Source organism: Roseateles sp. GW821-FHT09G09, assembly GCF_059415965.1.
In genome coordinates this window covers 30,920-52,824 of the sequence record NZ_JBWKOG010000011.1, presented here as the reverse complement: position 1 = coordinate 52,824, position 21,905 = coordinate 30,920, and the positions used below count along the sequence as shown (strand labels likewise).

The following is a 21,905-nucleotide window of genomic DNA, read 5'->3' as shown; positions in this document are numbered from 1 at the left end:
GTTGACGGCGGCTATTTGCAAGGAAATGTGGTGCTCCCTGGCGTCAGCGGGCATCGCGCCTCTGAGGCGTCCCTCGGATCGGTGACAGGCCCGATCGGTATCTTCTGCGCCCGGTCGCTAAACCGCGGACGCGGCGACGGGATAAGCTGTCGAGAGTTCCGACGCGCCATCGCGTTTCCTCGGCCTTCGCGGCCGTTTCCGTTGAGCCCACACCGCCGCCATGTCGCAGACCTTCGACACCTTGATCCAGCAAGGCCTCCACGCCAGCGAGTCCGACAACACCGAGCTCGCGCTGCAGCGTTTCCGGGAGGCGGCGCAGGCCGTGCCGGGCAACGGCCTGCCGCATTTCCTCGCCGCGGGCGAACTGGCCCAGACCGGGCGCATGCAGGAGGCCGAGGGCGCGTATGCGACGGCGGTGCTGCTGGCGCCGGACATGGCGATCGCGCGATATCAGCTGGGGCTGCTGCAGTTCGCGACGGACCGGCTGGCGCTGGCCTTGACGACCTGGCAGCCGCTGCTGGCGCTGGGGGAGGACGACTTCATGCGGCGCTTCGCGCAGGGCTTCTTCGCGATGGCCGCGGAAGACGTGCCGGAGGCGCAGGCGCAGTTCCGCGCGGGATTGGCGCTGAACACGGTGAACCCGCCGATGAACCACGACATCGAGCGCGTGCTGGCGAGCCTGGATGAGATCAGCGCGAACCTTGCGGCGAGCGCCGGCCAGGCGGCTGAAGCGTCGGCGCCGGTGGTCGACGCGGTGGGTGAGGCGGAGGCTGATGCGCAGGCGGGCGACGGCTCGGCGCACGTGCTGCTGGCCAACTACCAGCCGGTCGGCAAGCCCAACTGAGCCTGGCGACGATGACGCGCATCGATCGGCCCGACCGCGGCGCGCCGCCGCGTCCTGTGAAGGACGGGGGCGGAGACAAACGCACCGGCAGGTCGGGGAACGCGGCGCCGTCGGGGACGTCCACGGCGGTTCGCGATGGCGGAGGCAGCGGCGGGCAACCGTCGATGGCGGCGCTGGATCGGGTGCTTCAGACGGCGACCGACCGGCCCGGCGACGATCGCGCCATGCTGCGCGCGATCATGGAACCGACGCTGGCCGCGGCGCTGGGACGCGATGCGATCGCGGATCCGGCGTTCTTCGGGTTGGTGGATGCGGTCGTGGACACGCTGCTGGCGTCGCCCGACGCGATGAGGCTGCTGGCGGAGGCGCGGGCGGAGTTGGTGCGCAAGGTCGGTTGAGCGGCGACGCTCCGCCTCGTTGGGTGGAGCGCGGAAGGTGCCAGGTGTTGACAGCGTGAGCGCGATCGCCGAAGTGCATTACTTCGACGGCCTGACCGCGGATGCAAACAACTACAAGTACAGGCTGCCGGGATACTCGCTCGTGGACCCGCGCGTGAGCTGCCAGCCCAGCTTCGCCCATCCGGCCCGCGTGTCGGCACCCCTCGTCAAAGTCCTTGCATCATTTTCCAAAGGTCTTTCAGGTCTTCGACGACTTCGTCTGCACTTTCAAAATCGAGATCGGTCACCGACTCGTACTCCGCCACGCTGATGTCCCACTGCTTGATCGCGGATGCCAAGCTGGCGCGAAAGTCCTGTGCGCTGATCAGGTGCCCCGGATGGTTCAGAGCCCGGAGCAGGTCCGTGCCGGAGCTCGCGTCACGGACCTCATAGTGCCAATAGTTCTCAACGTCCTTCAGGGGTTTCTCATTCAATGCGCTCATTTCGGCTCCGGGCACATCGAAAACAGATCCCATCTTTCACCAGGGTGTTGCCGAACACGGAACGGGTGTTCGTCCGTGAAGTCGATTGCAGCGATTCCAGTCGGATTGGAAGCTGAACCACCCCAAGACCCTGACGAAAGGTAATTCGACCCCAGCGCACCGGCCCCGTTGGCCGAGGGCAAGTGCCGATCACACATTTCGCCGCACAAAGTACTCCCGCCCGGTCCGAGTATCCAACAGGACATCGACACCGTCCTGGTGCCGTAAGAATTGAAGTTCCGGCGGAATGGCGTTCCCGGCCACAAACTGCGCGTTTGCCGTCAGTGAGTCCTTGTAAGCCCATCCCTCGGGAACCACGATCCTGCCAGTGCGTGTCGGCCGAGCACAGCAAACGGCAATTACCTGATCGGGATCGTTGTCCCAGTCAGCTTCCCCGAAATCGAGCCAATCGCAAGGGACCGTCGGCCCATTTCTCTGATCCACGACGGCAATATCGACCGGCGCGCCATCATCGACACGATATATCAGCCCAGCTTCCACAAGTCGCAAGACGTAGGCCTTGGTGTCCGCAGGCGTCATGAAGTGAACGGCGGCGATTTCTCCGTCCGAGCGGAGCGTAGCGTTCGGCAGAGAATTTTTGAATGCACCGATTCCACCGGTCAATTTTTTGGCAATTGATTGGCAACGAACGACAACCGACAGCCCTTCAATAATGACAGCCATTTATTTCTCTCTTGGGAGTCGAACGGATCTGTGCCATTGAATGAATTCCCACTCATTTGGCAGATGACCCAAAAACTCGTAGTACTGAATCCGATCGGCCATCTGGAGCGCTTCCTCATGAAAGAAGAACTCCGCGCCCTGCGCAGACATGTTGAAGCGAGCGCAATATTCGGGGTCGGTAAACTTCCGGTGATAGCTGTTGACGAGGTCGATCGCCACCTCTTCGGAGTGTCCAAACCTCTCCCGCAACTCCGTCAGGATTCTTTGAAAGAGCCAGAGCTCGTCTTCATCCGGCGCACCAATCATCAGTTGTGACGCCATCAATCTTTCACCATGTAGTAATTGAACATTTCAGCTGCCGTCCGAGAGTGGATGCTCGTCTGCACTCGATTTCCCAACGGCAGCACAGCATTCTTTGAATTCACTCGCCCAAACATCGGGCCGACGATCATATCCACGTCACCGATGTCGACGGGAACGCCCCCCTTGTTGGCTCTGACGAATGAAGCCCATTCCGCATCGGCGCCTGCGAAGGTCCTGGTCTTCAACTGATCCAGCTCCCACCTCGGGACACTGAATTCGATCACTTCTTGAGAAGCCTTGCTCATCATCGATGCAGACCTGATGGCCTCCTCCCTGGAAGTGGTCATGTAGAAGCCGACTCCAAAGTCGTTCTTCAACTTGCCCAACGAGGGATCGACGCCGTTGAGACGGATATTGATCGCATGCTCGGGCGAAGTCCCGTGATAGAAAGTTACAAACTCCTCCATGGGTTCCGGAACGAACTTGATGTTCAGATCCAGGGTGCGCTCGAGGTTCACCCAGTTCCGAGCGAGCGTGTTGGCCCCGACGACGATTCGTTCCGACGCCATGGGCACAGCGAAGAAGCCCGCCGTCGTGGCGCCGGAGTAGCCCAGTTCGTACGCATTGCCACGATACAACGCGTTGATCTGCGAAATCACGGGCAGGGAGGTGACGCTCCCCGTGATCGCGAGACCGGCGGTCCCAAAAACGCCGTTCTGCTCGATTGAGTTGAACAGCGCGCTGTCGTTCTGATACCGCTGATTTCCGTCGAACGCAAAGTTCATCGCGCCATACGTGGCATTGCCGACGACGTCTCCAGCCATGAACACCGCTTCCCTGAAAGCGATGAAGGGACTCTTGACGACGTCCAGCGAGCCGTGTGCCCAACCGTTCAGAGCCCGACCGATCGAATTAAAGGTGAAGAAACTTTCGGTCGCGGAGATGCTCTTCATCTCACCGATGCTGCCCGAGCTGCGGTAGAAGTTCAGCGCCGGTCCGGTTGCTTGGGCCGCATCGTCGATCGCACGTTGCGCCGCGCTGGCTTCACGGAAGCTCCACACCGGAGGCGCAGTACGTCTCGCCGCAGCATCGGCGGCGATCATCGCTCCGCCCGCGCGCAGATCGGCGCCGCCAAGATCGGGCAGTTGCAATTCCTGCCCTTGTGCGAGGAAGGTCGACTTGGCGCCATTGGCCTGCGCCAAAGCCAGGGCATATCGCTCGTCGCCATACTCCTGACGGGCGATGCGGGCCCAGGAATCCCCTCCTGCCGCGACACGGGTACGGGGCAGGTTCAATGCTGGCAGCGACTCCAGTTCCGGCAGGTCGATCCGAGCATACTTTTCGATTTGCTCCGCATCGATACGGTCGATACGAGGTTCATCACCTGCGCCCAGGGTCTTGATCACCGGCTCCCCCGCGCTTCCGACAGGATCAGTGATCAAGCCCGCCAGACCTTGACCCAATCCGGATGTGAACGCCTGCGAGAGGCGAGCCTTTGTCTCCGCAGAGTTGTAGCCCATGATCTGGCTGCTGGCCCAGGAGCCGCCGACGGCAGCGCCCGCAGAGGCGGCGATCCGCGTGATGCTGGGATCGACGCCCTTCACCACCTCGGACACGGCCTGACCGGCAAAGTAGCCAGCGCCCGCGCTGACCGTCGCGGCTCCGACCTCGCGCCAGTTCCACTTGCCCTGGATCGCCTGCGTGACTGCGGAGTTGATCCCCGCGCGCATGACGGCATCGGACACCCGCGTCAGCGTGCTCGCATTCGAGGTTGCCGCCGTGGTCCCTGGCGCTGCACCCAAGGCCGAGCCCACGCCCGCCGTGACGCCGGCCGCAAGCGCGGACTGTCCGACCGCCTTCCAGTTGAACTTGTCGACGTTGCCTGTCGCCATGCCCACCAGTTGGCTGGCGATCGATCCGACCGCGGCACCGATCGCAGCGCCCGCGACCATCGCCGCCGTGCCCGCGACCGTGACGCCGGCCGCCGTGCCGCCCGCCATCACCGCCAAGCCGGTGCTGAAGGCACCGGCCCCGGCGCCCGACGTCACCGTGGCCCCGAGAACGCCGGCCGCAGCCCCCGCCGTATAGATCGTCACCACCACCGCCACGACCACCATCAGGATCATGCCGATCCCGCCGCAGCCGCCCTTCTTGGGCGACGGCGGCGGCGGCGGCTCCGGCAGCGTCGGATTCACATTCCCGATCGCCTCACCCGGGTTGTACGGGCGGAAGGTGGTCGAGTTGTTGTGGATGTTGGTGACCTTGTTCGGGATCACCAGCACCTGGCCTTCAACCAGCGCCTCGCCCCCGCTCAACTCGTTGGCCTCCGCCAGCAGGTACCACATCGCCGAGTCGCCCCACACGGCGAAGTCTCGCCGCCCGTGATCGACGCGGCAAGTGCCAAAGGCGGTGCGAAGGCGAACGACGCCTCGGCCCACGTGCTGTCGGCCAACTACCGGAAGGTGGGTAAGCCCCACTGAGTCCGGCGAGGATGACGCGTATCCATCAGCCCGACCGCAGGGCGCCGCCGCGTCCTGTGAAGGACGGGGGCGGAGACAAGCGCACCGGCAGGTCGTGGAAAGCAGCGCCGTCGGGGACGTCAACGGCGGTTCGCGATGGCGGAGCAGCGGCGGACAACCGTCGATTGCGGCGCTGGATCGGGTGCTTCAGACAGCGACCGACCAACTCGGCGACGACCGCGCCATGTTGCGCGCGATCATGGAGCCGACGCTGGCCGCGGCGATAAGGCGCGATGCGATCGCGGATTCGGCGCTCTTCGGGGTGATCGACGCGGTGGTCGACACCTTGCTCGCATCGCCGGATGCGATGAGGCTGCTTGCGGAGGCGCGGGCGGAGCTGGCGTGAAAGGTGAGCTGAGCGGAAAGGTGCTCAATTGCCCACCAGGTCTGCGCAGTTCTGACACGTGAACTCCAAGATGAACCCGCAAGTCCAAGTGCTTCGGTCAACGTTGAGAGAAGATCCGAAAGGTCGCGTGCCTCGTCGAATTTGACCCTTGCCAAGAAATGGAGCGCATTTGAACCGGCATTGCACGCTCGACGCTAGATTCGATATCCTGGAATGCGCGCGTAGAGCTGACCTAGTTCGTGCGTCGCTCCTATCGAACACCATGCCTTAAACCGCAGTCCTGGGGAACGTCATCAAGGAGTTTCTATACTAAGATAATTGATCTTGGAAGAATCATCAAATGTGATGACAAGTTTCGCATTTTCAGCGGATAAAGCGTACTTACTATCGTAAATATCCGATTCCAATGGAACACCAAGAGTTTGATGAATATCATCCTGCGACATTCCATGTCGTAGATTAAACGGAAGTTCTCCGGAAAACGCAGCGAATTCACGAGTGGGCTGCACAAATATCTGCACAGCGATCACTCGATCATTTTCCAAAAGAAAATCAATACCTTCTGCACGCGAAATAATATACTTCCGAAACGGAGGGTCATCCATCATCTCGAGAAGAGAAAATTTCTGAACCGCAGCCTCAACATTGGGCGCATTTCGATGCTGATTCAGGAGCTTTATCAATTCGGACATAGTTCATCGCTTCCAATTCTTTAGAAGTTCCTCAACGGACGACTTATTGGAGAGTTGCTCAAAAAGTGGTCGATTGAGTTCATCCAAGCGGGCAAATGACGCCTCAAGCGTTGTCGTACTGTATCCCAACCGTGGGGCGTTCACCAAATGGACTGCTTGATCCATTGCAGAGGCTCCACTGAGGTTCAATGCGTCCGCAGCAATCTGAGAAGGCGTATTAGCGCCAAAATAGGTCCGCCCAGAGGCATGCAAATCCTGCTTCACGACCACAGTGTAAGTATTGTCGCGCAGGGCCAATGACTCAAAAGGACTCAATTTTCTGCCCAGCGTCGTTTCCACGTTCTGACGAATTGCAGCAAGGGAGGGGATATGGTCGCCAGTAAGTCCGTCACCCACCACTTCGCCTGCCTTACTTTGGCCAAATGTCATCACATCGCCAAACTGTACCGCCACTTTTCCGCCACCGGCGTCAATTGCAACCCTCTCAAGTTCAACTCCTAGAGGATTCGAATAGAGGACGCCTGAGCGGTAAGGTGCGGCGCGAATTGTCCAATCGGGCACGCCCATTGAACGAAGTTCACCCGCCAATCCTCGGACCCCGGACACGCCTTCCAAAGCCACTGGCAAGACTGCGGCCGCCGCAAGCTGCTTAAAGCTGAACCCGTCAGTACCATAGCTTCCACCGGACGCGCGGTAGAGCGCATTGTCGAGGCCCTGATAAGTCGCATCGCCTGCCATGCTGCTCACCACCATCGCGCTACGAGCGCCGATAGCGGTGCGCGCAGTCAGTGCGCCATATGTCCACCCTCCAACGAACCCTCCTGCGACGCCCATAGCGACGGTTGAGAAGAATCGGGTCAACTCCTCCTGACCGGTTTGGTTTCTGGCCCAGACGTTTTGCGGATCGTAAATCCTCGCCAGCTTCACGATCTCACTGGTATCGACCGATCGCCCGCTATTGACGGTCGCCTTCAACTCCTCGAATCGCGCCAGCGTGGCGCTTCGCTGACCGTTGGGTAGCAATGGGGAGTCGCCACCATGAACCGACCACGTCGGCAGGATCTCTTGCCCCTTGGCGTCTGTCAGAACCACGTTGCGAGGGAAGTTGGTCCAGCTTTCCTGCCACACGCCATTGCGATTGACGCCGCTCTCGTAGCCGTAGATGCCGGCTTTGATCGGCTGGTACGGACCTGCGCGATACGCCACTTCCGGCGAAACGAGAGAGGCGCCGCGCGCAGATAACCCGAGATCCAGTCCACGGAGAACTCGATCACCCAGATCCAGACCCGTGACCGGCGTGAAGGCGTCGTCCAGCATCTTCGTGCTGACGGGCCCGACTTGCGGCCCTGCCGCCTCCATGTTGCGAATGCCGTAGGGGTCAAGTGCTTTGCGGCGGCTATCCGTGTCATCGGTAAATGACGTCGACGCTTGGCGTGGACTCTGAGGACTCGACGGCGAAGCGTCGCCGAGCTCGAGACCAATGCCTTGACCCAATCCCGAAATGAACGCCTGCGACAGCCGCGCCCTCGTCTCCGCCGAGTTGTAGCCCATCACCTGGCTGCTCGCCCAGGACCCGGCGACTGCCGCGCCTGCGGAGGCCGCGATCCTCACAGCGCTGGCATCGAGGCCCTGCATCACCGCGCCCACGGCTTGTCCGGCGTAGTAGCCCGCGCTCGCGCTGACCGTCGACGCAGCGACCTCACGCCAGTTCCACTGGCCCTGGATCGCCTGACTCACGGCCGACCCCACGCCCGCCTTCAGCATCGCGCTGCCGGCACCGCCTGCTTGCACGAGGCTCCCGACCTTCGTGCCGTTCAGAATGCCGCCGGTCCCCGCAGCAGCGTTGAGCGCGGAGCCCACGCCAGCGGTGATACCGGCTGAGACGGCCGACTGTCCGACCGCCTTCCAACTGAACTTGTCCACGTTGCCCGTGGCCATGCCGACGACTTGGCTGGCAATGGACCCGACCGCCGCGCCGATCGCGGCGCCGGCTGCGACAGCCACCCCCAGCCCCGCAGACATCGCAAGCCCTGCCGTGGCCGTCAAGGTGACGCCGGCCGCCGAGCCACCACCCAGCACCGCAAGGCCCGTGGAGAACGCGGTGGCCCCCGTCGACGCCGTGGCGCCCAGCAGACCCGCCGCGGCACCCGCCGTATAGATCGTCACCACCACCGCCACGACCACCATCAGGATCATGCCGATCCCGCCGCAGCCGCCCTTCTTGGGCGACGGCGGCGGCGGCGGCTCCGGCAGCGTCGGATTCACATTCCCGATCGCCTCACCCGGGTTGTACGGGCGGAAGGTGGTCGAGTTGTTGTGGATGTTGGTGACCTTGTTCGGGATCACCAGCACCTGCCCGTCTACCAGACGCTCGCGGCCGCTGAGGCCGTTCGCGTCGGCGAGCAGATACCACATGGCGGCATCGCCCCACACGCTCTGCGCGATCGAGCTCAGCGTATCGCCACCGCGCGCCGTATACCGGGACGAAGCCGAGATCGGATAGCTCGCGTTGATCGGCTCGTAGTTCTGGTCGAAGTCGGCGCTGTTGACCGGCGTCGGGTTCTTGCTCCGGGCTCGTCGCTGCTCGGGCGTCTCCGCATCGCGCGCGATCTGCTCTGCGTACGAAACGCGGTCGGACAGCCCGTCGTTGCCGACGTCGCCCACACGCCGTCCATCCGCGTAGTAGTAGCGATGGATGTAGCGCGGCGAGCCGTTCAGGTCCCGACGGATTTCGTCGCGCTGCAGCACCTGCCCCTGCGCGCTCGTCAGGTAATACAGCTCGCGCCCTCCCGCCGCGTCGACGACGGAGCTCAGGTGCCCGTTCTTGTCGTAGCTGAAGGTCGACAGACCAGGATTGCCGGTGGGCTGGGTCGTCCTGATCGTCACCTGCTTGGCCGCGTCCCAGTACGCATACGCATAGGTCGAGACGGTCGACCCGCCGCCGGCCGCCGGCGTGAAGGTCGTGCGCGCGAGAACGCCGCGTCCGTCCACGTTCGCATCATTGGCGTTGTCCGAGCCCGCCAGGAAATAGGCGTACGTCGTCGTGCCGTTTCCGCTTTGCGAATCGGTGACCTTCTCACTGCGCACGCGGTTGTCGGCGTCGAACTCCGTGGTCTTGGTCTCCTGCAGCACGCCGCCCTTCCATTGGCGGTACTGCAGCGTGCGGCCCGTCGCATCCACGCGCCGGCGGCTGACCAGCGCGTTGTCGAGGTAAGCGTCCTCCAGGTAGCCGTCCACGGAATACTCGTAGCGCTCGTTGTGCGTGATCGACGTGTCGGTCTTGTCCTTGTAGCTGACGCCGATGCGCTGGCCCAGGCCGTCATAGCGCACGGCAGTTCCGTCGTTGCCGATGACGATGCCGGTTGACGTGTCCGCCGCCGAGCCGCCCCGCCCCGTCAACGATCCCATCGTCGTCGTGAAGCGGTTCATCGCATCGTACGTGTACCAGAAGTCCGTGCGCTCGGAGACCCGCCCCGTCACGTCCCAGTACGTCGAGATCGCCGCGCGCCGGTTGCCGATGGCGTCGTACTCATAGCGCAGGTCGTAGCTCTTGCTGCCGTCCCAGGTCCGGCTGATGCGGTTGAGCTCGTCGTACTGGATGTTCCCGGACTGGAAGATCGACGCCACGCCGTCGTTCTGCGCATTCAACTTGCCGTACATCTCGTACGTGCGGTTGCCCGCGTCGTCATACGCATACTGCGTGATGGTGTGCTCCACCAGGTCACGCACCTGGCGCAGTTGTCCGCTCAAGGTGTAGTCGTAGCGGATGTCTTGACCGCCCGCCACGGATTGGGACATCAGGCGCCCGGAGAGGCCGTACACGTAGGTCGACTGCCGTCCGCCGAGGTCCTGGTGCCAGGTCGTGCGGCCGAAGTAGTCGATCTTGTCCTGCAGACTGCGTCCGTCCGCGTTCACCGTCGTGCGCCGATACCCGCCGACATCGAGCGCGCCCAGGCCCAGCACCGCGTCGCCGGCACCGCGCGCCACCGGCGTGTACTGATATTGGACCGTCGCGTTGGTGCCCGACACCGTCTGGATCACGCGGCCCAGCGAGTCGTAGAAGGTCTTCTCGATCACACCGGCCGCATCGGTGCGGCGCGTGCGTTGGCCGAGACCGTCGTACTCGTAGCGCTCGTAGAGCGTGTTGTTCACGCTCACCGCGCCGACGAACTCCCCGGTAGTGAAGTTCTGCCTGCGCGTGATGCCCTGGCGCGTGACCGTCAGCAGCTGACCCAGCGCATCGAAGTCCTGCAGCACCACCCCTTGCATTTCGTTGACCAGCTTGCGCGCATCGGCGAAGACGTCGTAGCCCGTCGTGCGCGAGGTCTCGTCCGCGTTGAAGCGCGTCACCACCCGATCGCTGCCGCCTAGATAGGACTGGCGATTCACGCCGCCGTTGGCGTCGGTGATCGACACCGTGCGGCCGACCAGATCGAGCCCGTACGTGGTCGTCGGTCGCGTGCGACGTACGAAACCGTTGGCCAGCGTCTCGAAGGTCTGCGCCTCCAATTTCTCGATCAACTGGCCCTGCGTGTTGTAGCGGAAGCGCGTGCGCACCGCCGACTCATCGACCGTGAACTGGCCCAGCTTGAAGTCCGCGTACTGCTGCGCCATGGCTCGCGCCCGTGCCAGCGTGCTGTCGTCGTACTCCTCGGCGATCTCGCCGAAGGCGTTGTATGTCTGGAAGCGCCGCACCTGTGCGCTCTGGTTGACCTGCTGCACCGACTGCTCAAAGCGGAACGGCTGGTCGCCGCCGTTGGCGGCCACCGTCATCACACCCTGCACCGCCGCGATCGTCTCGCCCACCGCGTCCTTGGCCGGCTGCCCGGTGGCCGTCAGGATCTCCATCGTGTAGGCGTAGCGGCTTTCCGTCTCGATCACCGCGCCGTCGAATGGCTGCGCCCAGACGTACTGCATCTGCTTGCCGTTCCAGGTCCCCGGCAGCTCGATCGTCCGACCGGCGATGGTCAGACGCATCTTGGCGGCCGCAGGATCGTTGGGGCCGTAGAAGGTGATCGGTGCCAGCGGTGTCCGGTCGGACACCACCGTGCCCATGACGACTTTTCCGTCGACGGCCAGCGTGAAGGTGCCATGCCCCTTCTTAAGCATCACCGCGCCGGACTGGTCCTGGACCATGTACTCGAACTCGTAGGCGGCTGGGCCGCCGCTCAGCGGCTTGTAGGCATCGAGCACGAAGTTGCGGTCCACGCCGCCGGCGACCGGCAGCCAGTCGGTGAAGCCGCCGCCCGGTTGACGCAGGCGCAACGACATCCGGTCCGTGGCGGACGTTGCCGTCAGGTTGAGGATGGACTGGCGGTAGACCACCTCGGTAGTCTTGTAGGTCGCCGTGCCGGTGGCACTGACCTCGTACGAGCCCTTGCCGATGTAGGAAAGAGTCTGCGGATTGCCACCGAGCGCCTCGAAGTAGACGTCGTAGTTCTTGCCGAGCTGCCCCGGCTGGATGGGGAATTGGAAGTATCCGCGGTAGATCCTCACCTCGTCGTTAGACATCACCGCGCCGCCGCGCTCCTGGATACGCAAGGTCTGAATGCCGTTCATCCCCGGCACGTCAATGCGCATCTGCGACCATCCGAAGTACGAAGGCGTGATCGGATCCACCGTGATGCGTCCGTCAGGATTGAGCGTCAGGGTGCCGTCGTAGGCGGCGTCGTTGCCGGCGTACCTGAACCGGATCTGGATCGGTCCCGCAGCGTTGACGTACTCGGCCAGGTAAAGGTTGGTCTGGTCCGTGCCCCAGCGCCGGGCGTCGCCGGCTGAGATCGCCACATCGCCCTTGCCGGGAATCGTCAACGTGATCGGACCGCTGAAGTTGCGCACGCCCAGCCGCGCGATGGCCGGATACACCGTCCCCGACGTGACGGCGATGGAAGAAGCCCGTCCATAGCTGACGCTCCCGGCCGAATTGGCGACCAGCCGCTTCAACGGGCCGGTGACGGCGAAGATCTGGTATCGGAACGAGGCCTGCGACTGCACGAAGGGCGAGCTGCCCGTGCCCGCCAGGGTGCCGATCTGGATGCCGGACAGGGTGATGCCGCTGCCGTCGAACGGCACCTCGACACGCGTCCACTGTCCGTTCTTCAAGATCTCGAAGACGACCTCATACGACTGCGGCGCCGGTGCGCTTGAGTCGGACTGGATGTTCGGGTTGAAACGGAAGGACGTGTCGGAAGTCGATGCGTACTTGAGGCTCGTGACGGCGGGCTTCGCGCCGCCGCCACCGGTGTAGGTCCCTGAGAACGTGCCGCGCGACGATACGACGAAGAACTCATACGACGCGTTCGCGCCGTTGATGCCGGCCGAAGCGACATCGAGATAGCCGCCCGAGAACGTGTAGCCGCCGTAGTCGGCGTTGGAATCGGCACGGCGGATGTAGATCGTCCCGCTCGGCATGGCCTCGCCGGCGCCCCGCAACAGGCTCAGGCCAGGCTGGTTGGATCCGGGGATGAGCCGGCCTTCCACGTCGGAGACCGCGATCGCGGTGTACTTGTCAGGTCCGGCCTGCACGACGCCGGCTCCCGGCGTCATGGAGAAGGTCTGCCGGGACGCGTTGATCAACCGGCCTTCCCCGTCGTAGCGGCGGATCTCGACGATGTGGTCGCCGGCGGCCCAGCCGCCGACCAGGAACTGCGAGGTATCCGGGACCGGAGGGACCACCGTGACCAGGCCCGATCGGGTGTATTGCGGGATGCTGTACAACGGCAGCACTTCGTCGCCGTTCGCGGTCTTGCGCACGACCTCGACGCGCGCCGCGCCCTGGTTCTGCACGATGAATCGGTTGGGAAACTCGATGCGGTACGTGGCCTGGATCTGCCACATCCTCGGTGCCTGATTCATCGGCGGCGGGCCGCCGCGGGTCGAATCGAGAATCATCGTAGCCATCTGAACCTGTCTGCCGTCGAGGATGGCAATCAGGTTGTAGCGATTCGTCGCCGATCCATTGTCCTTGCCGGTGGCCCACAACTGGATGGTCTCACCCGGCAGCATCGTGCCGAAGAGCCGATCGTCGGCATCATCGCGGACTTCATAACGGGCATTGCCCGGCAAGGAAGGGGCCGAAAGGGTGAAGGGGATCTGCAGGGTCGGACTCGGCTGCGGTTGAGTCGTCTTTGCGGTGCCCGACCAGTTGAAGACCGTGCTGTATCCCTGTCCGCCCAGACCGATGCCGACGGCTCCCTTGTCGCCACCGACGCTGATCGCGGAGGCGGCCGCGCCGGACGCGGACGACCCGTTCAGTGGTCCGACGCCGTCGGGCGAACTGACCACCGTCTGGCCGAGGCTGCCGGTGGTGCCGCCGTTCGCGCCCTCGTAGGCGCCGCCGCCGATCGGCTGCAGCTGCAGCGCGCCATATAGGCTGGTCAGCGCCTGTGACACCGCGCCGGTGCGCGCGGCGACATCGGTCTGGAAGGTGGCGGCGAGTTCCACCGTCTTGACCAGTTGGTTGCGCCTGTCATGGACGCTGAAGGTGTGCGTCAAGTTGGTGAGGTCGTTCGCAGCCTCGTTGACCGTCTTGCCGCGCAAGTCCAGGTCGGCCACGCCGCTGATGATCTTGCGGGTCGCGTTGCCGTTGCGGTCATACAGGAACACGGCGATTACGCCACCTTCGCTGTTGTTGCGTTCGACCTGGCCGAGCACGTTGTAGTCCGCGAACTCCTGCCAACCTTCGCCGATCCCCTTGCCGACGATGTCGCCGAAGACGTTGTAGCGCGTGCGGCGGATCTCGCCGGTCTGCGGATGCGTGGCGTCGCCGTCGAACTCGGCCGTCGTGCGCGCCATGGCGTCGTAGGCGTAGCGCTTGACGACGTCGACGCGCGTACCGTTCAGTGCGAGCTGGGCCGCCACCGCGGTCGTGCGACCGACCTGGCCCCGGCCATCGAGTTCGATCCGGGTGAAGTTGTCCTTGGCGTCCGTCATGCCGACGCGGTCGCCGTTGCCGTTGTAGTCGAAGCGCGAGACCCGGTCGTCCGCCGTCGTCAGCCCGCGAAGCGTCGTGCGCGACACCAGTCCGAGCCCGTTGTACTCGGTGTCGGTGATCGGCGTGACCCAGCGGTTCTGGAAGTCCGTGAATCCCGGTGCGATGCGCCGCGTCTCGCGGCCGAGGCTGTCGTACTGGACCACCGTCTCGTTCCAGACCTGCGCGGTGCCGTCCGGCGTCAGGCCGACCAGGTCGCGCTGCTTCTTCACGTTGCCCAGGCCGTCGTACTCGAAGGTCGACACCGCGTCCATCGTGACGTTCACGGCGGCGCCGCTCGCGTTCAGGTAGGTGGACGCCACGCCCAACACCCGTTTCTCGGTCACCCGACCCAGCGTGTCCAGCACGAAGCGCGTCGTGCGCGCGTCCGTCAGGCTCAGCCCGGCGCGCAGTTGCGCGGGATCGCGCAGCGACGCCGCCTGCTGCGTATCCGTCTGCACGGCATAGGCCGCCACGCGACCCGCGTACTTCACCTCCGCGGTCGCCGCGTCCTGGAAGCCCTCGTAGTCCCAGCCCACCGCGCACGACTCCTGGTCGATGCGCAGCACCTTGCGGCCGATCTTGTCGTAGTAGCTGTAGACGGAATTGCCGCGGCCGTCGATCTCCTGCACCACGTTGCCGGCGGCGTCATAGACGATGCCCTGCAGGCGCACCGTCGTCGGCGTCGACAGCGGCGCCAGGATGTCGTTCGAATTGGGATTGGCTTCCCAGTACCGGACGTTCTCGCGCGACTTCTCGACCAGGCGGCCGAGCGCGTCGTAGACCATCACGGTGTTGCGATCGATCGCGGCATTGACGCCGGGCGCCGTCCACGTCGAGCCGTTCACGACAGCCGCCGTGCCGCGGGCGCTCTCGCGCACCGCGTGTCCTGCAGCGTCGTACTCGTAGGCGGTGTACGCACCGTCCGCCGCGATCTGTTCGAGCTTGTTGCCCGCCGCGTCGTAGCGGGTCAGCGACCGCGCGCCGCCGACCACCTGCGAATCGCTCACCCAGTTGCCGCGCGAGACCTGCTCGACCACGCGGCCCAGCGCGTCATAGCGCGTCCACTCGACCGGGATCACCGTCGACGTCGTCTGGCTCGAACCGTCGAACGCCTCATAGCCAGTGCCGATGCGATGCGTCAGGCGCCCCGTCTTGTCGTACTTGTAGGACGTCGCGCGGCTGATCCAGCCGCTGCGGTTGTCAGGGTTCACCGCCTCGACGGCGCTGGTCCGGTTGCCGAAGGCGTCGTAGCCGTAGCTGTTGACCACAGCCACGCCGTCCACCGTCACCGGCAACGTTTCCTTGACCGTGTTGCCCAGCTTGTCGGTGTTGAACACCGCCGTGCCGCCGACCTTGTTCCTTACCTGCTTGTCGAAACGGTTGCCGGCGACGTTGTACTGCGTCGACTCGGTGACGCTGCCGCCGTCCACCGCAGCCGCCGAACTCACCAGCCGATCCAGCCGGTCGTAGACGTTGGTCGTCAGCGCATCCTTGGGACCGGTCACCGGATCGGGCATCTGCGCCGTCGTCACGTTCGTGGACTTCGCGAAATAGCGTCGTACCTTCGCGACCTGGTTGCTGCCCGCGCCCCAATAGATCGTGCGCGTCGCATTCCCTTCCGGATCGACCTGCATCGTCACCCGGTTGAGCTTGTCGAAGTAGAAGTACCCGACGTTGCCCAGCGGATCCGTCACCTTCACCGCGTTGCCGAAGGCGTCGTACTGCGTGGATGTCGCGGCGCCCAGCGCATTGATTGTCTTGGTGCGGCGACCCGCCGCGTCGTATTCGTGGGTCGTCGTGAACTTGGCCAGCAGCGACAGCTTGTCTGGCTCCGACAGCTGGAGCAGATCCGCCGGCTTGCCCAATCGCACGCGCTCGCCCTTTGCCCAGTCGCTGGTCGACTCGGCCAGCGCCACGCCGCGTGCCTCGATCTCCGTCGTCATGCGGCCAAAGGCGTCGTAGCCGTAGCGCGTGCTGCTCTCCGCCGCGGTGCCCAGCGCCACGGTCTTGCGGGTCACATGGCCCGCGTCGTCGTAGACATAGCCCGTGGTCGTCGCCTCTGCCAAACCGTAGGCCTGCGTCTGCGCCGTCAGGCGGCCGCCCTTGTCGTAGAAGCTGCGCGTCTCGACATCCATCGCATCGACGGTGCGCAGGACGCGCCCCGCCTTGTCGAGCTCGACGAAACTCGCGCGGTCGTCCGCGCCCAGCGTCGGAATGACATCCAACCCGACTGTCTCCACATGGCGGATCGTCGTGGTCTTCAAACCGTCGTAGCGCGTCTCGGTGACGTAGCCCTCAGCGTCGTACTCGTAGCGCAGCCGGCCCGCCGCGTCGTAGCGGTAGTTGGTGACCCGGTCCTGCACGTGCGTCAGCGGCGCGCCCAGCGTCGCCGCGGTCCAGCCGGCGCCTGCCGTGCGCAGCGCCTGCATCGTGGCGGCCGTCGCCACGCGTGCGAAGGCCGTCTTCTGACGCAGGTTGCCCGCGTTGTCGTAGGCCAGCGTGGTGATGCCGCCCTCGGCGTCCACCACCGTCGTGGCGCGGCCCAGGTCGTCGTACAGCGTGCTCGTCACGCGGTCGTCCGCACTGCCGCCCGGCGCCTGCGGCGTGCCGTCCATCCAGGCCGCCGTGTCCGTCACCGCCGTCGCATACGCGATCTGCTGCTTCACGCGGCCCGCGCCGTCGTAGCGGAACTCCACCACCGTGCCCGCGGCATCAACGCTGAATTTGACGCGGCCGTCCTTGTCGAACACCCGGCCCGTGACTTCGTCCTTGGCCGTCGCGATCACCCGCAGCGCGGTGATCTGCGCCACCGTCGGCTGCGTGCCCAAGGCCGTGAGGTTCGCCGCCGTCAGCGGCGTGGCCAGGCGCGTGACCCGGCGCTCGCGCCCTTCGCCGTCGTACTCCGTGTAGCGCACCGCGCCCGCCGGATCGACCTGGTAGACGAGGCGGTTCGCGTCGTCATACGCGTAGCGCGTTCGCGAAGTACCAGTCCAGTCGGTGCTCGAGGTCAAACGGCCCGCCAAGTCGTAGACGTAGGTCCGGGTCAGCTTCAGATCGTCGGCATTGCCGGCGTCATCGGTGACTTCCGCCGTGCGGCGGCCCAGCTTGTCGTACTCGTAGCGCGTGACGATGTTGTTGGGATCCTTGACCTTGAGCGTGCGGCCGTCCGCGTCCAGCTCGAAGCTCGTCGTCAGCGCCAGACTGAACGGATCCACCGTGCTCGCCACCAGGCGTCCTGCCACGTCGAAGCTTTTGAGCGTCTGACGTCCATCCGCCTCGGTGGTCAGCACCGTCGAGCCGGTGGCGGTGTCTTCGTAGGCGTAGGTCGTCGTGAGCTTCAGACCGTTGGCGCCATCCGGGTCGACGATGCGCGAGGTGACGCGGTTGAGCGCGTCATAACCGTATCGCGTCACCGTGCCGTTGGCATCGGTGCTCTCGGCCACGCGACCCAGGCTGTCGTACTTCGTGCCGGTGCCGATGTTGACGCCGTTCAGCGGCGTCGTGGTCGTCTTGAGCTCGCCGTTCTCGGTGTACGCGTAGGTCGTCGTCACGCCCGCGCCGTCGGTGGCGCTCGCCACTTCGCCATGGCGGTTGCGGGTGACACGGCTCTTGATGTTCTCCGGCGTCGTCACCTCGACGGTGCGCGCGGCGATGTCATAGCGGTAGGTCGTCGTCTGGCCGTTGCCGTCCTTGGTCGTGACCACGCGGCTGAACGCGTCGTAGGTCGTGTAGCGGTCGACCAGCGCGCCGTCGGTGGTCTGCACCACGCGCCCCAGGCGGTCGTAGCCGGTCTTGGTGTAGATGCCGCGGGCATCGATCTGCTCGTAGACGCGGCCGAAAGCGTCCACCCGCGTGCGCGTGATCGCGTTGAGTCCGCCGACGTCGTCGGTCCTCGTGACCAGCACGCCGCGGCGGTCGTACTCGAGCTTCTGCGCCACGGTGGTCCCGCCGACGGTCAACTGCCGCGTGGTGTCCGTTACCTGGCCGAATGCGTCGTAGACGCTCGAGCTGACGTAGCCCAGTGCATCCGTCGTGCTCTTGATCAGTCCTCGTGCGTCGTAGTCGAAGACCGATTCCGCCTTGGCATACGCCTGATTGCCGGGCGTGCGTTGCGCCAGCAGCTCCTGCACCGCGTTGCGGATGGCCGTGTTGACGAGCCCGCCGTTCAGCCCATTGAACGTCGTCGCGTTCAGCCGCCCGCCGTAGGCGATCGTCTTGACCAGCTGTCCGATCCCGTCGTACTGGTTTTCCTGCACTTCGCCCAGCGCGTTGATCGTGTGGGTGAGCTGATCGTCCTCGTTGTAGAAGAAGATCGTGCGCTGCGTGCTGGCGCCATCGGACACGATCTGGCTGGTCTTGCGACCGGCCGCGTCGTAGGTGTAGACCGTGCCGTACTGCGCCCAGATCGCCTCGACCTGCGCCTCCGTCTGGCCGTCGACCAGCAGCGCCGCGCCGCGCGCGCTGAGTTCGCCGGTCACGCGCCCCACGCCGTCGTAGCGCACCTTCTGCGTGCGCACTTCCGCCGTGCCCACGGCTTTGGTCGTCGACACCACGCGACCTGCCGTGTCGTAGGCGAAGGTCGTCACCGTGCCGTCGGCGTCGGTCTGCTGGTCCAACTGATCGAGCGCGTTGTAGCGCCAGAACTCCGTGCGGTCCCCAGCGAACCCGGCGGTCGCCGCCGGGCGCCAGCCACCGGTGCCGGCGTCGAAGAGCGTGATCTGTCCCGAGGTCAGCGGCGTCGCATACCGCGTGCGCTGCGCGACATGGCCGCGCTCGTCGTAGACCTGCTCGGTGACGTAGCCCTCCGCGTCGATCTCGCCGATGACGCGGCTCTGGCCGTCGTAGACGTAGCGCGTCGTCTGGTCCTTGGGCGAAGCGGTGCCCGGGCGCAGCTGCGCCAGCGTGCCGGCCTCGCGCTGGTTCGACGGCGTCGGATCGGCATAGCGCACGCGCGCGCTCAGCCGGCCCGCCGCGTCGTAGCGGTTCTCGACGAGGTATCCCTCGGCATCCAGCTCGCCCAGCAGGCGCCCCTCGGTGGAGTAGAAGCGCCGCGTCACACGGTCGTTGACATCGGACAGCGGCGACGCATTGGCGGTCACCGGGCTGGCCGCGAACGCGACCAGGTCGATCGCGTTGGCGTAACGCACCGTGCCCGTCACGCGCCCGGCCGCGTCGTAGCGGGTCTCCGTCACGAATCCCGCGCCGTCCACGGTCTTGATCGGACGGCCGGAGATGTTGTAGACCGTCCAGCTCTTGATGTCCTTGCCCGGCGTCTCCGCCGGCCGGATGGTCGCCAGCAGCGGCGTCGACGGCGGCTCGGCCCACGCCAGGTTGGGCGAGGCGCCCGTCAGTGCCGCCAGCGGCGCTGCATACACGATGGTCTGGATCGGGCGTTGTGCCACGTCATAGCGGAACTCCGTCACCGTGCCGTTGCCGTCGACCTCGGCGACCTTGTTGGCGCGCTCGTCGTACAGGTACCAGTGGAAGACGCCGGTGGCGTCCTGCGTCTTGTAGAGCAGGCCACGAGCGTCGTAATAGTTCGTCGTCCTGCCCAGCTCCGTGCCGCTCTTCGTCTGGGTCACGCCCAGCAGCCGGCCCATCGCGTCGAAGGTGCTGACGGTGACCACGCCGCTCTGCTCCGTCACCGTGGAGACGTACCCGCCGCTGCCGTCCTGGTGGATGTAGCTCGTCAGGATCCCGCCCTGCTGGCGGGTGAGCACCCGGCCCAGACCATCGTAGGTGTAGGTGACGGTGGCGCCCGAGCCGTCGGTCATCGACAGCAGCCGCCCGGCCGCGTCGTACGCGTAGACGACGACGTGCTGTCCCGCAGCCAGCCCGTTGCCGGCGGCGTCCGTGGCCGCGTAGGCCGTCTCGCGCAGCTTCTCGCCGCGCGCGTCATAGAGGGTGTCGATGCGGCTGGTGCGGCTCTTGTCGGCACTGCCCACCCACGTGTTGAGCTGCGCCTCCGTGGGCACCTGCGTCGCGGTCAGGCCCGACACGTTGTACGCGCCGCCGAGGTAGGTGATCGTGCTCGTGGGCAGCCGGCCGGTGTAACGCAGCTCGGTCACCACGCCTTCGGGGCTGATCTTGAAGTGCAGCTTGCCTTCGGCGTCGTAGATGAAGCGCGTCGTCGCCGGGGCGCCCGGGCCCAGCGTACCGTCGCCGTCGGGATCAGCCACGGCATAGACCGTCTCCGTGACCACCAGCCGGTTCACGTAGGTGCGGCGCACCGTGTTGCCCGCCGGATCGCGGACCATGATCAGGTTGTTGTCAGCGTCGTAGTTGAAGGCCGTGATGCCGCGGTCGTAGTCCGCGAACGTGGCCTGGTTGTCCGTCGCGTAGTACTCGAAGTAGATCCGCGTGGCGTCGGTGGTCACGCCGTTGTTGGCGCCCTTGGACGGATGGCTCTGCTTGAGCCGGCCCAGGCCGTCGTACCAGAAGTCCGTCGTGAAGCCGCCGGGCTGCGTCACCCGCGCAGCCTTGGACGCCAGGTTGATGACGTAGTCCGTGATCTTCCCGTCCGCGCCCCAGCTCTGCGAGATGCGCGCCGTGCCCTCGGACATGACCCACTTGAAGGTCTGCGAGGTGCCGTCGCTGTTGGTGATGCTGCGCAGCATCCCGTTGGTGGCGTCGGCGGCGACGACGTAGGTGTAGTCCGTGGTGTAGACCTTGCCGTCCGAGATGACCCCGTCCTCCGGCGACAGATCCACGGTCACGCGCGACAGCCGGCCATTGCCATCGTAGGCATAGAGCGTGGTGGACACGGCCTTGGCCTGCTCGTTCAGGACGCTGACGCGCTGCAGCAGGTTGCCGCTGTACTCGTAGACGATGCGGCCGCCGGTGCCGTTGGCGTCGGACGCCATGCCCGCGAGGCGGCCGTTGGCGTCGTAGGTGAACACCGCGTTGAGCAGCGTCGGCGAATTCCAGCTCAGCAGCCGGCCTGTGGCCACGTCGAAGGTGCCCGACTGAGGCCCGTTGCTGAACGTCGCTTGCGTCAGATCGCCGTTGAGCGTCAGGTAGGTGTCGCCGCCCGAGCCGGTGGTGCTGACGTAGCGGTTGGTGGACCAGGTGTAGAGCCGCTCGGAGCCGTCCTCGTTGGTGACGGCGACCGTGCTGCCGGCCGCGCCCCACGCGCCGCCGGTGAGCCGCATGGCCTGGCGAACGAAGCCGGCGATCCAGTTGTCGCCGTTGTCGTCATTGAACGAGCCCCGGCTGTTGTAGGTGCGCAGCGCCTGCAGGTCGGTGCCCGGGCCGGCCAGCAGCCCGTCGCGGTCCTGCACGACGAGGTTGCCGGTGTAGCCATTGATGTAGATCTGCGTGCCGCGCTGGCCCAGCCCCGCCTGACCCCACACCCCCGTCTGACCCATCGTCCCCGTGTAGGACGTGAAGTTCAGACCCAGACCGCTGCCGTTGACGATGCCGACCATGTCGCTCAATTCCCTGTAGTTGCCAATTCGCGGACCCAAGGTCGCGCGACTCACAGGCAATACATCCGGCGATTTCCGGCTCGGTTTAGCGCCGACGCCCCCGATTCAGGGGGGACAAGCGCAATGCGGCGACGTCACACCCTGGGTTCGCCAACGAACGCTCCCTCGTCACTATCAAGCGCCGTACCGGCCGACCCGC

Annotated in this window: 9 protein-coding genes; 3 read left to right on the top strand and 6 right to left on the bottom strand. The window is 65.2% G+C overall.

All coding sequences use genetic code 11. The features are described from left to right. Positions 1-220 precede the first annotated feature (220 nt). Both AC07O8_RS24485 and AC07O8_RS24480 read left to right on the top strand, forming a co-directional pair. Positions 221-844 (top strand): hypothetical protein, encoded by a 624-nt coding sequence (locus AC07O8_RS24485; RefSeq protein ID WP_495050533.1) that lies wholly within the window; start codon positions 221-223, stop codon positions 842-844. Between the two features lie 11 nt (positions 845-855). Further along, positions 856-1,242 carry a hypothetical protein gene (locus AC07O8_RS24480; protein WP_495050532.1) on the top strand — a complete coding sequence of 129 codons (387 nt, stop codon included), beginning with the start codon at positions 856-858 and terminating at the stop codon, positions 1,240-1,242. 206 nt (positions 1,243-1,448) lie between these two features. Here AC07O8_RS24480 and AC07O8_RS24475 read toward each other — a convergent pair whose 3' ends face one another. The 4 genes from AC07O8_RS24475 to AC07O8_RS24460 form a co-directional block, all read right to left on the bottom strand. Then, entirely contained in the window at positions 1,449-1,724 is a 276-nt protein-coding gene (locus tag AC07O8_RS24475; RefSeq protein WP_495050531.1) for a hypothetical protein, read from the bottom strand. Positions 1,725-1,913: 189 nt separating this feature from the next. Continuing rightward, on the bottom strand, positions 1,914-2,447 hold the full coding sequence (locus AC07O8_RS24470) for a hypothetical protein (RefSeq protein ID WP_495050530.1): 534 nt from the start codon (positions 2,445-2,447) through the stop codon (positions 1,914-1,916). Beyond that, positions 2,448-2,768 carry a hypothetical protein gene (locus AC07O8_RS24465; protein WP_495050529.1) on the bottom strand — a complete coding sequence of 107 codons (321 nt, stop codon included), beginning with the start codon at positions 2,766-2,768 and terminating at the stop codon, positions 2,448-2,450. Continuing rightward, positions 2,768-5,095, bottom strand: coding sequence for a DUF3990 domain-containing protein (locus AC07O8_RS24460; protein WP_495050528.1), 2,328 nt, complete (start codon positions 5,093-5,095; stop codon positions 2,768-2,770). The genes AC07O8_RS24465 and AC07O8_RS24460 overlap by 1 nt, the downstream gene beginning before the upstream one ends. Before the next feature lie 229 nt (positions 5,096-5,324). Here AC07O8_RS24460 and AC07O8_RS24455 point away from each other — a divergent pair, with 229 nt between their 5' ends. Further along, complete coding sequence (locus tag AC07O8_RS24455) at positions 5,325-5,615, top strand: hypothetical protein (RefSeq protein WP_495050527.1); 291 nt, start codon at positions 5,325-5,327, stop codon at positions 5,613-5,615. A 293-nt stretch (positions 5,616-5,908) separates the two neighbouring features. On the opposite strand, the gene AC07O8_RS24450 is transcribed toward AC07O8_RS24455, so the two are convergent. Both AC07O8_RS24450 and AC07O8_RS24445 read right to left on the bottom strand, forming a co-directional pair. Beyond that, positions 5,909-6,307: a DUF6392 family protein gene (locus AC07O8_RS24450; protein ID WP_495050526.1), complete on the bottom strand. Its 399-nt coding sequence runs from the start codon at positions 6,305-6,307 to the stop codon at positions 5,909-5,911. 3 nt (positions 6,308-6,310) lie between these two features. Next, a complete protein-coding gene (locus tag AC07O8_RS24445; protein ID WP_495050525.1) occupies positions 6,311-21,706 on the bottom strand; it encodes a hypothetical protein in 15,396 nt (5,131 codons plus the stop codon). Positions 21,707-21,905 lie beyond the last annotated feature (199 nt).

What these genes read in the sequence shown, in the direction of transcription:
- AC07O8_RS24485 (WP_495050533.1), top strand. Translation starts at nt 221, where the DNA reads ATGTCGCAGACCTTCGACACCTTGATCCAGCAAGGCCTCCACGCCAGC.
- AC07O8_RS24480 (WP_495050532.1), top strand. Translation starts at nt 856, where the DNA reads ATGACGCGCATCGATCGGCCCGACCGCGGCGCGCCGCCGCGTCCTGTG.
- AC07O8_RS24475 (WP_495050531.1), bottom strand. Translation starts at nt 1,724, where the DNA reads ATGAGCGCATTGAATGAGAAACCCCTGAAGGACGTTGAGAACTATTGG.
- AC07O8_RS24470 (WP_495050530.1), bottom strand. Translation starts at nt 2,447, where the DNA reads ATGGCTGTCATTATTGAAGGGCTGTCGGTTGTCGTTCGTTGCCAATCA.
- AC07O8_RS24465 (WP_495050529.1), bottom strand. Translation starts at nt 2,768, where the DNA reads ATGGCGTCACAACTGATGATTGGTGCGCCGGATGAAGACGAGCTCTGG.
- AC07O8_RS24460 (WP_495050528.1), bottom strand. Translation starts at nt 5,095, where the DNA reads ATGTGGTACCTGCTGGCGGAGGCCAACGAGTTGAGCGGGGGCGAGGCG.
- AC07O8_RS24450 (WP_495050526.1), bottom strand. Translation starts at nt 6,307, where the DNA reads ATGTCCGAATTGATAAAGCTCCTGAATCAGCATCGAAATGCGCCCAAT.
- AC07O8_RS24445 (WP_495050525.1), bottom strand. Translation starts at nt 21,706, where the DNA reads ATGGTCGGCATCGTCAACGGCAGCGGTCTGGGTCTGAACTTCACGTCC.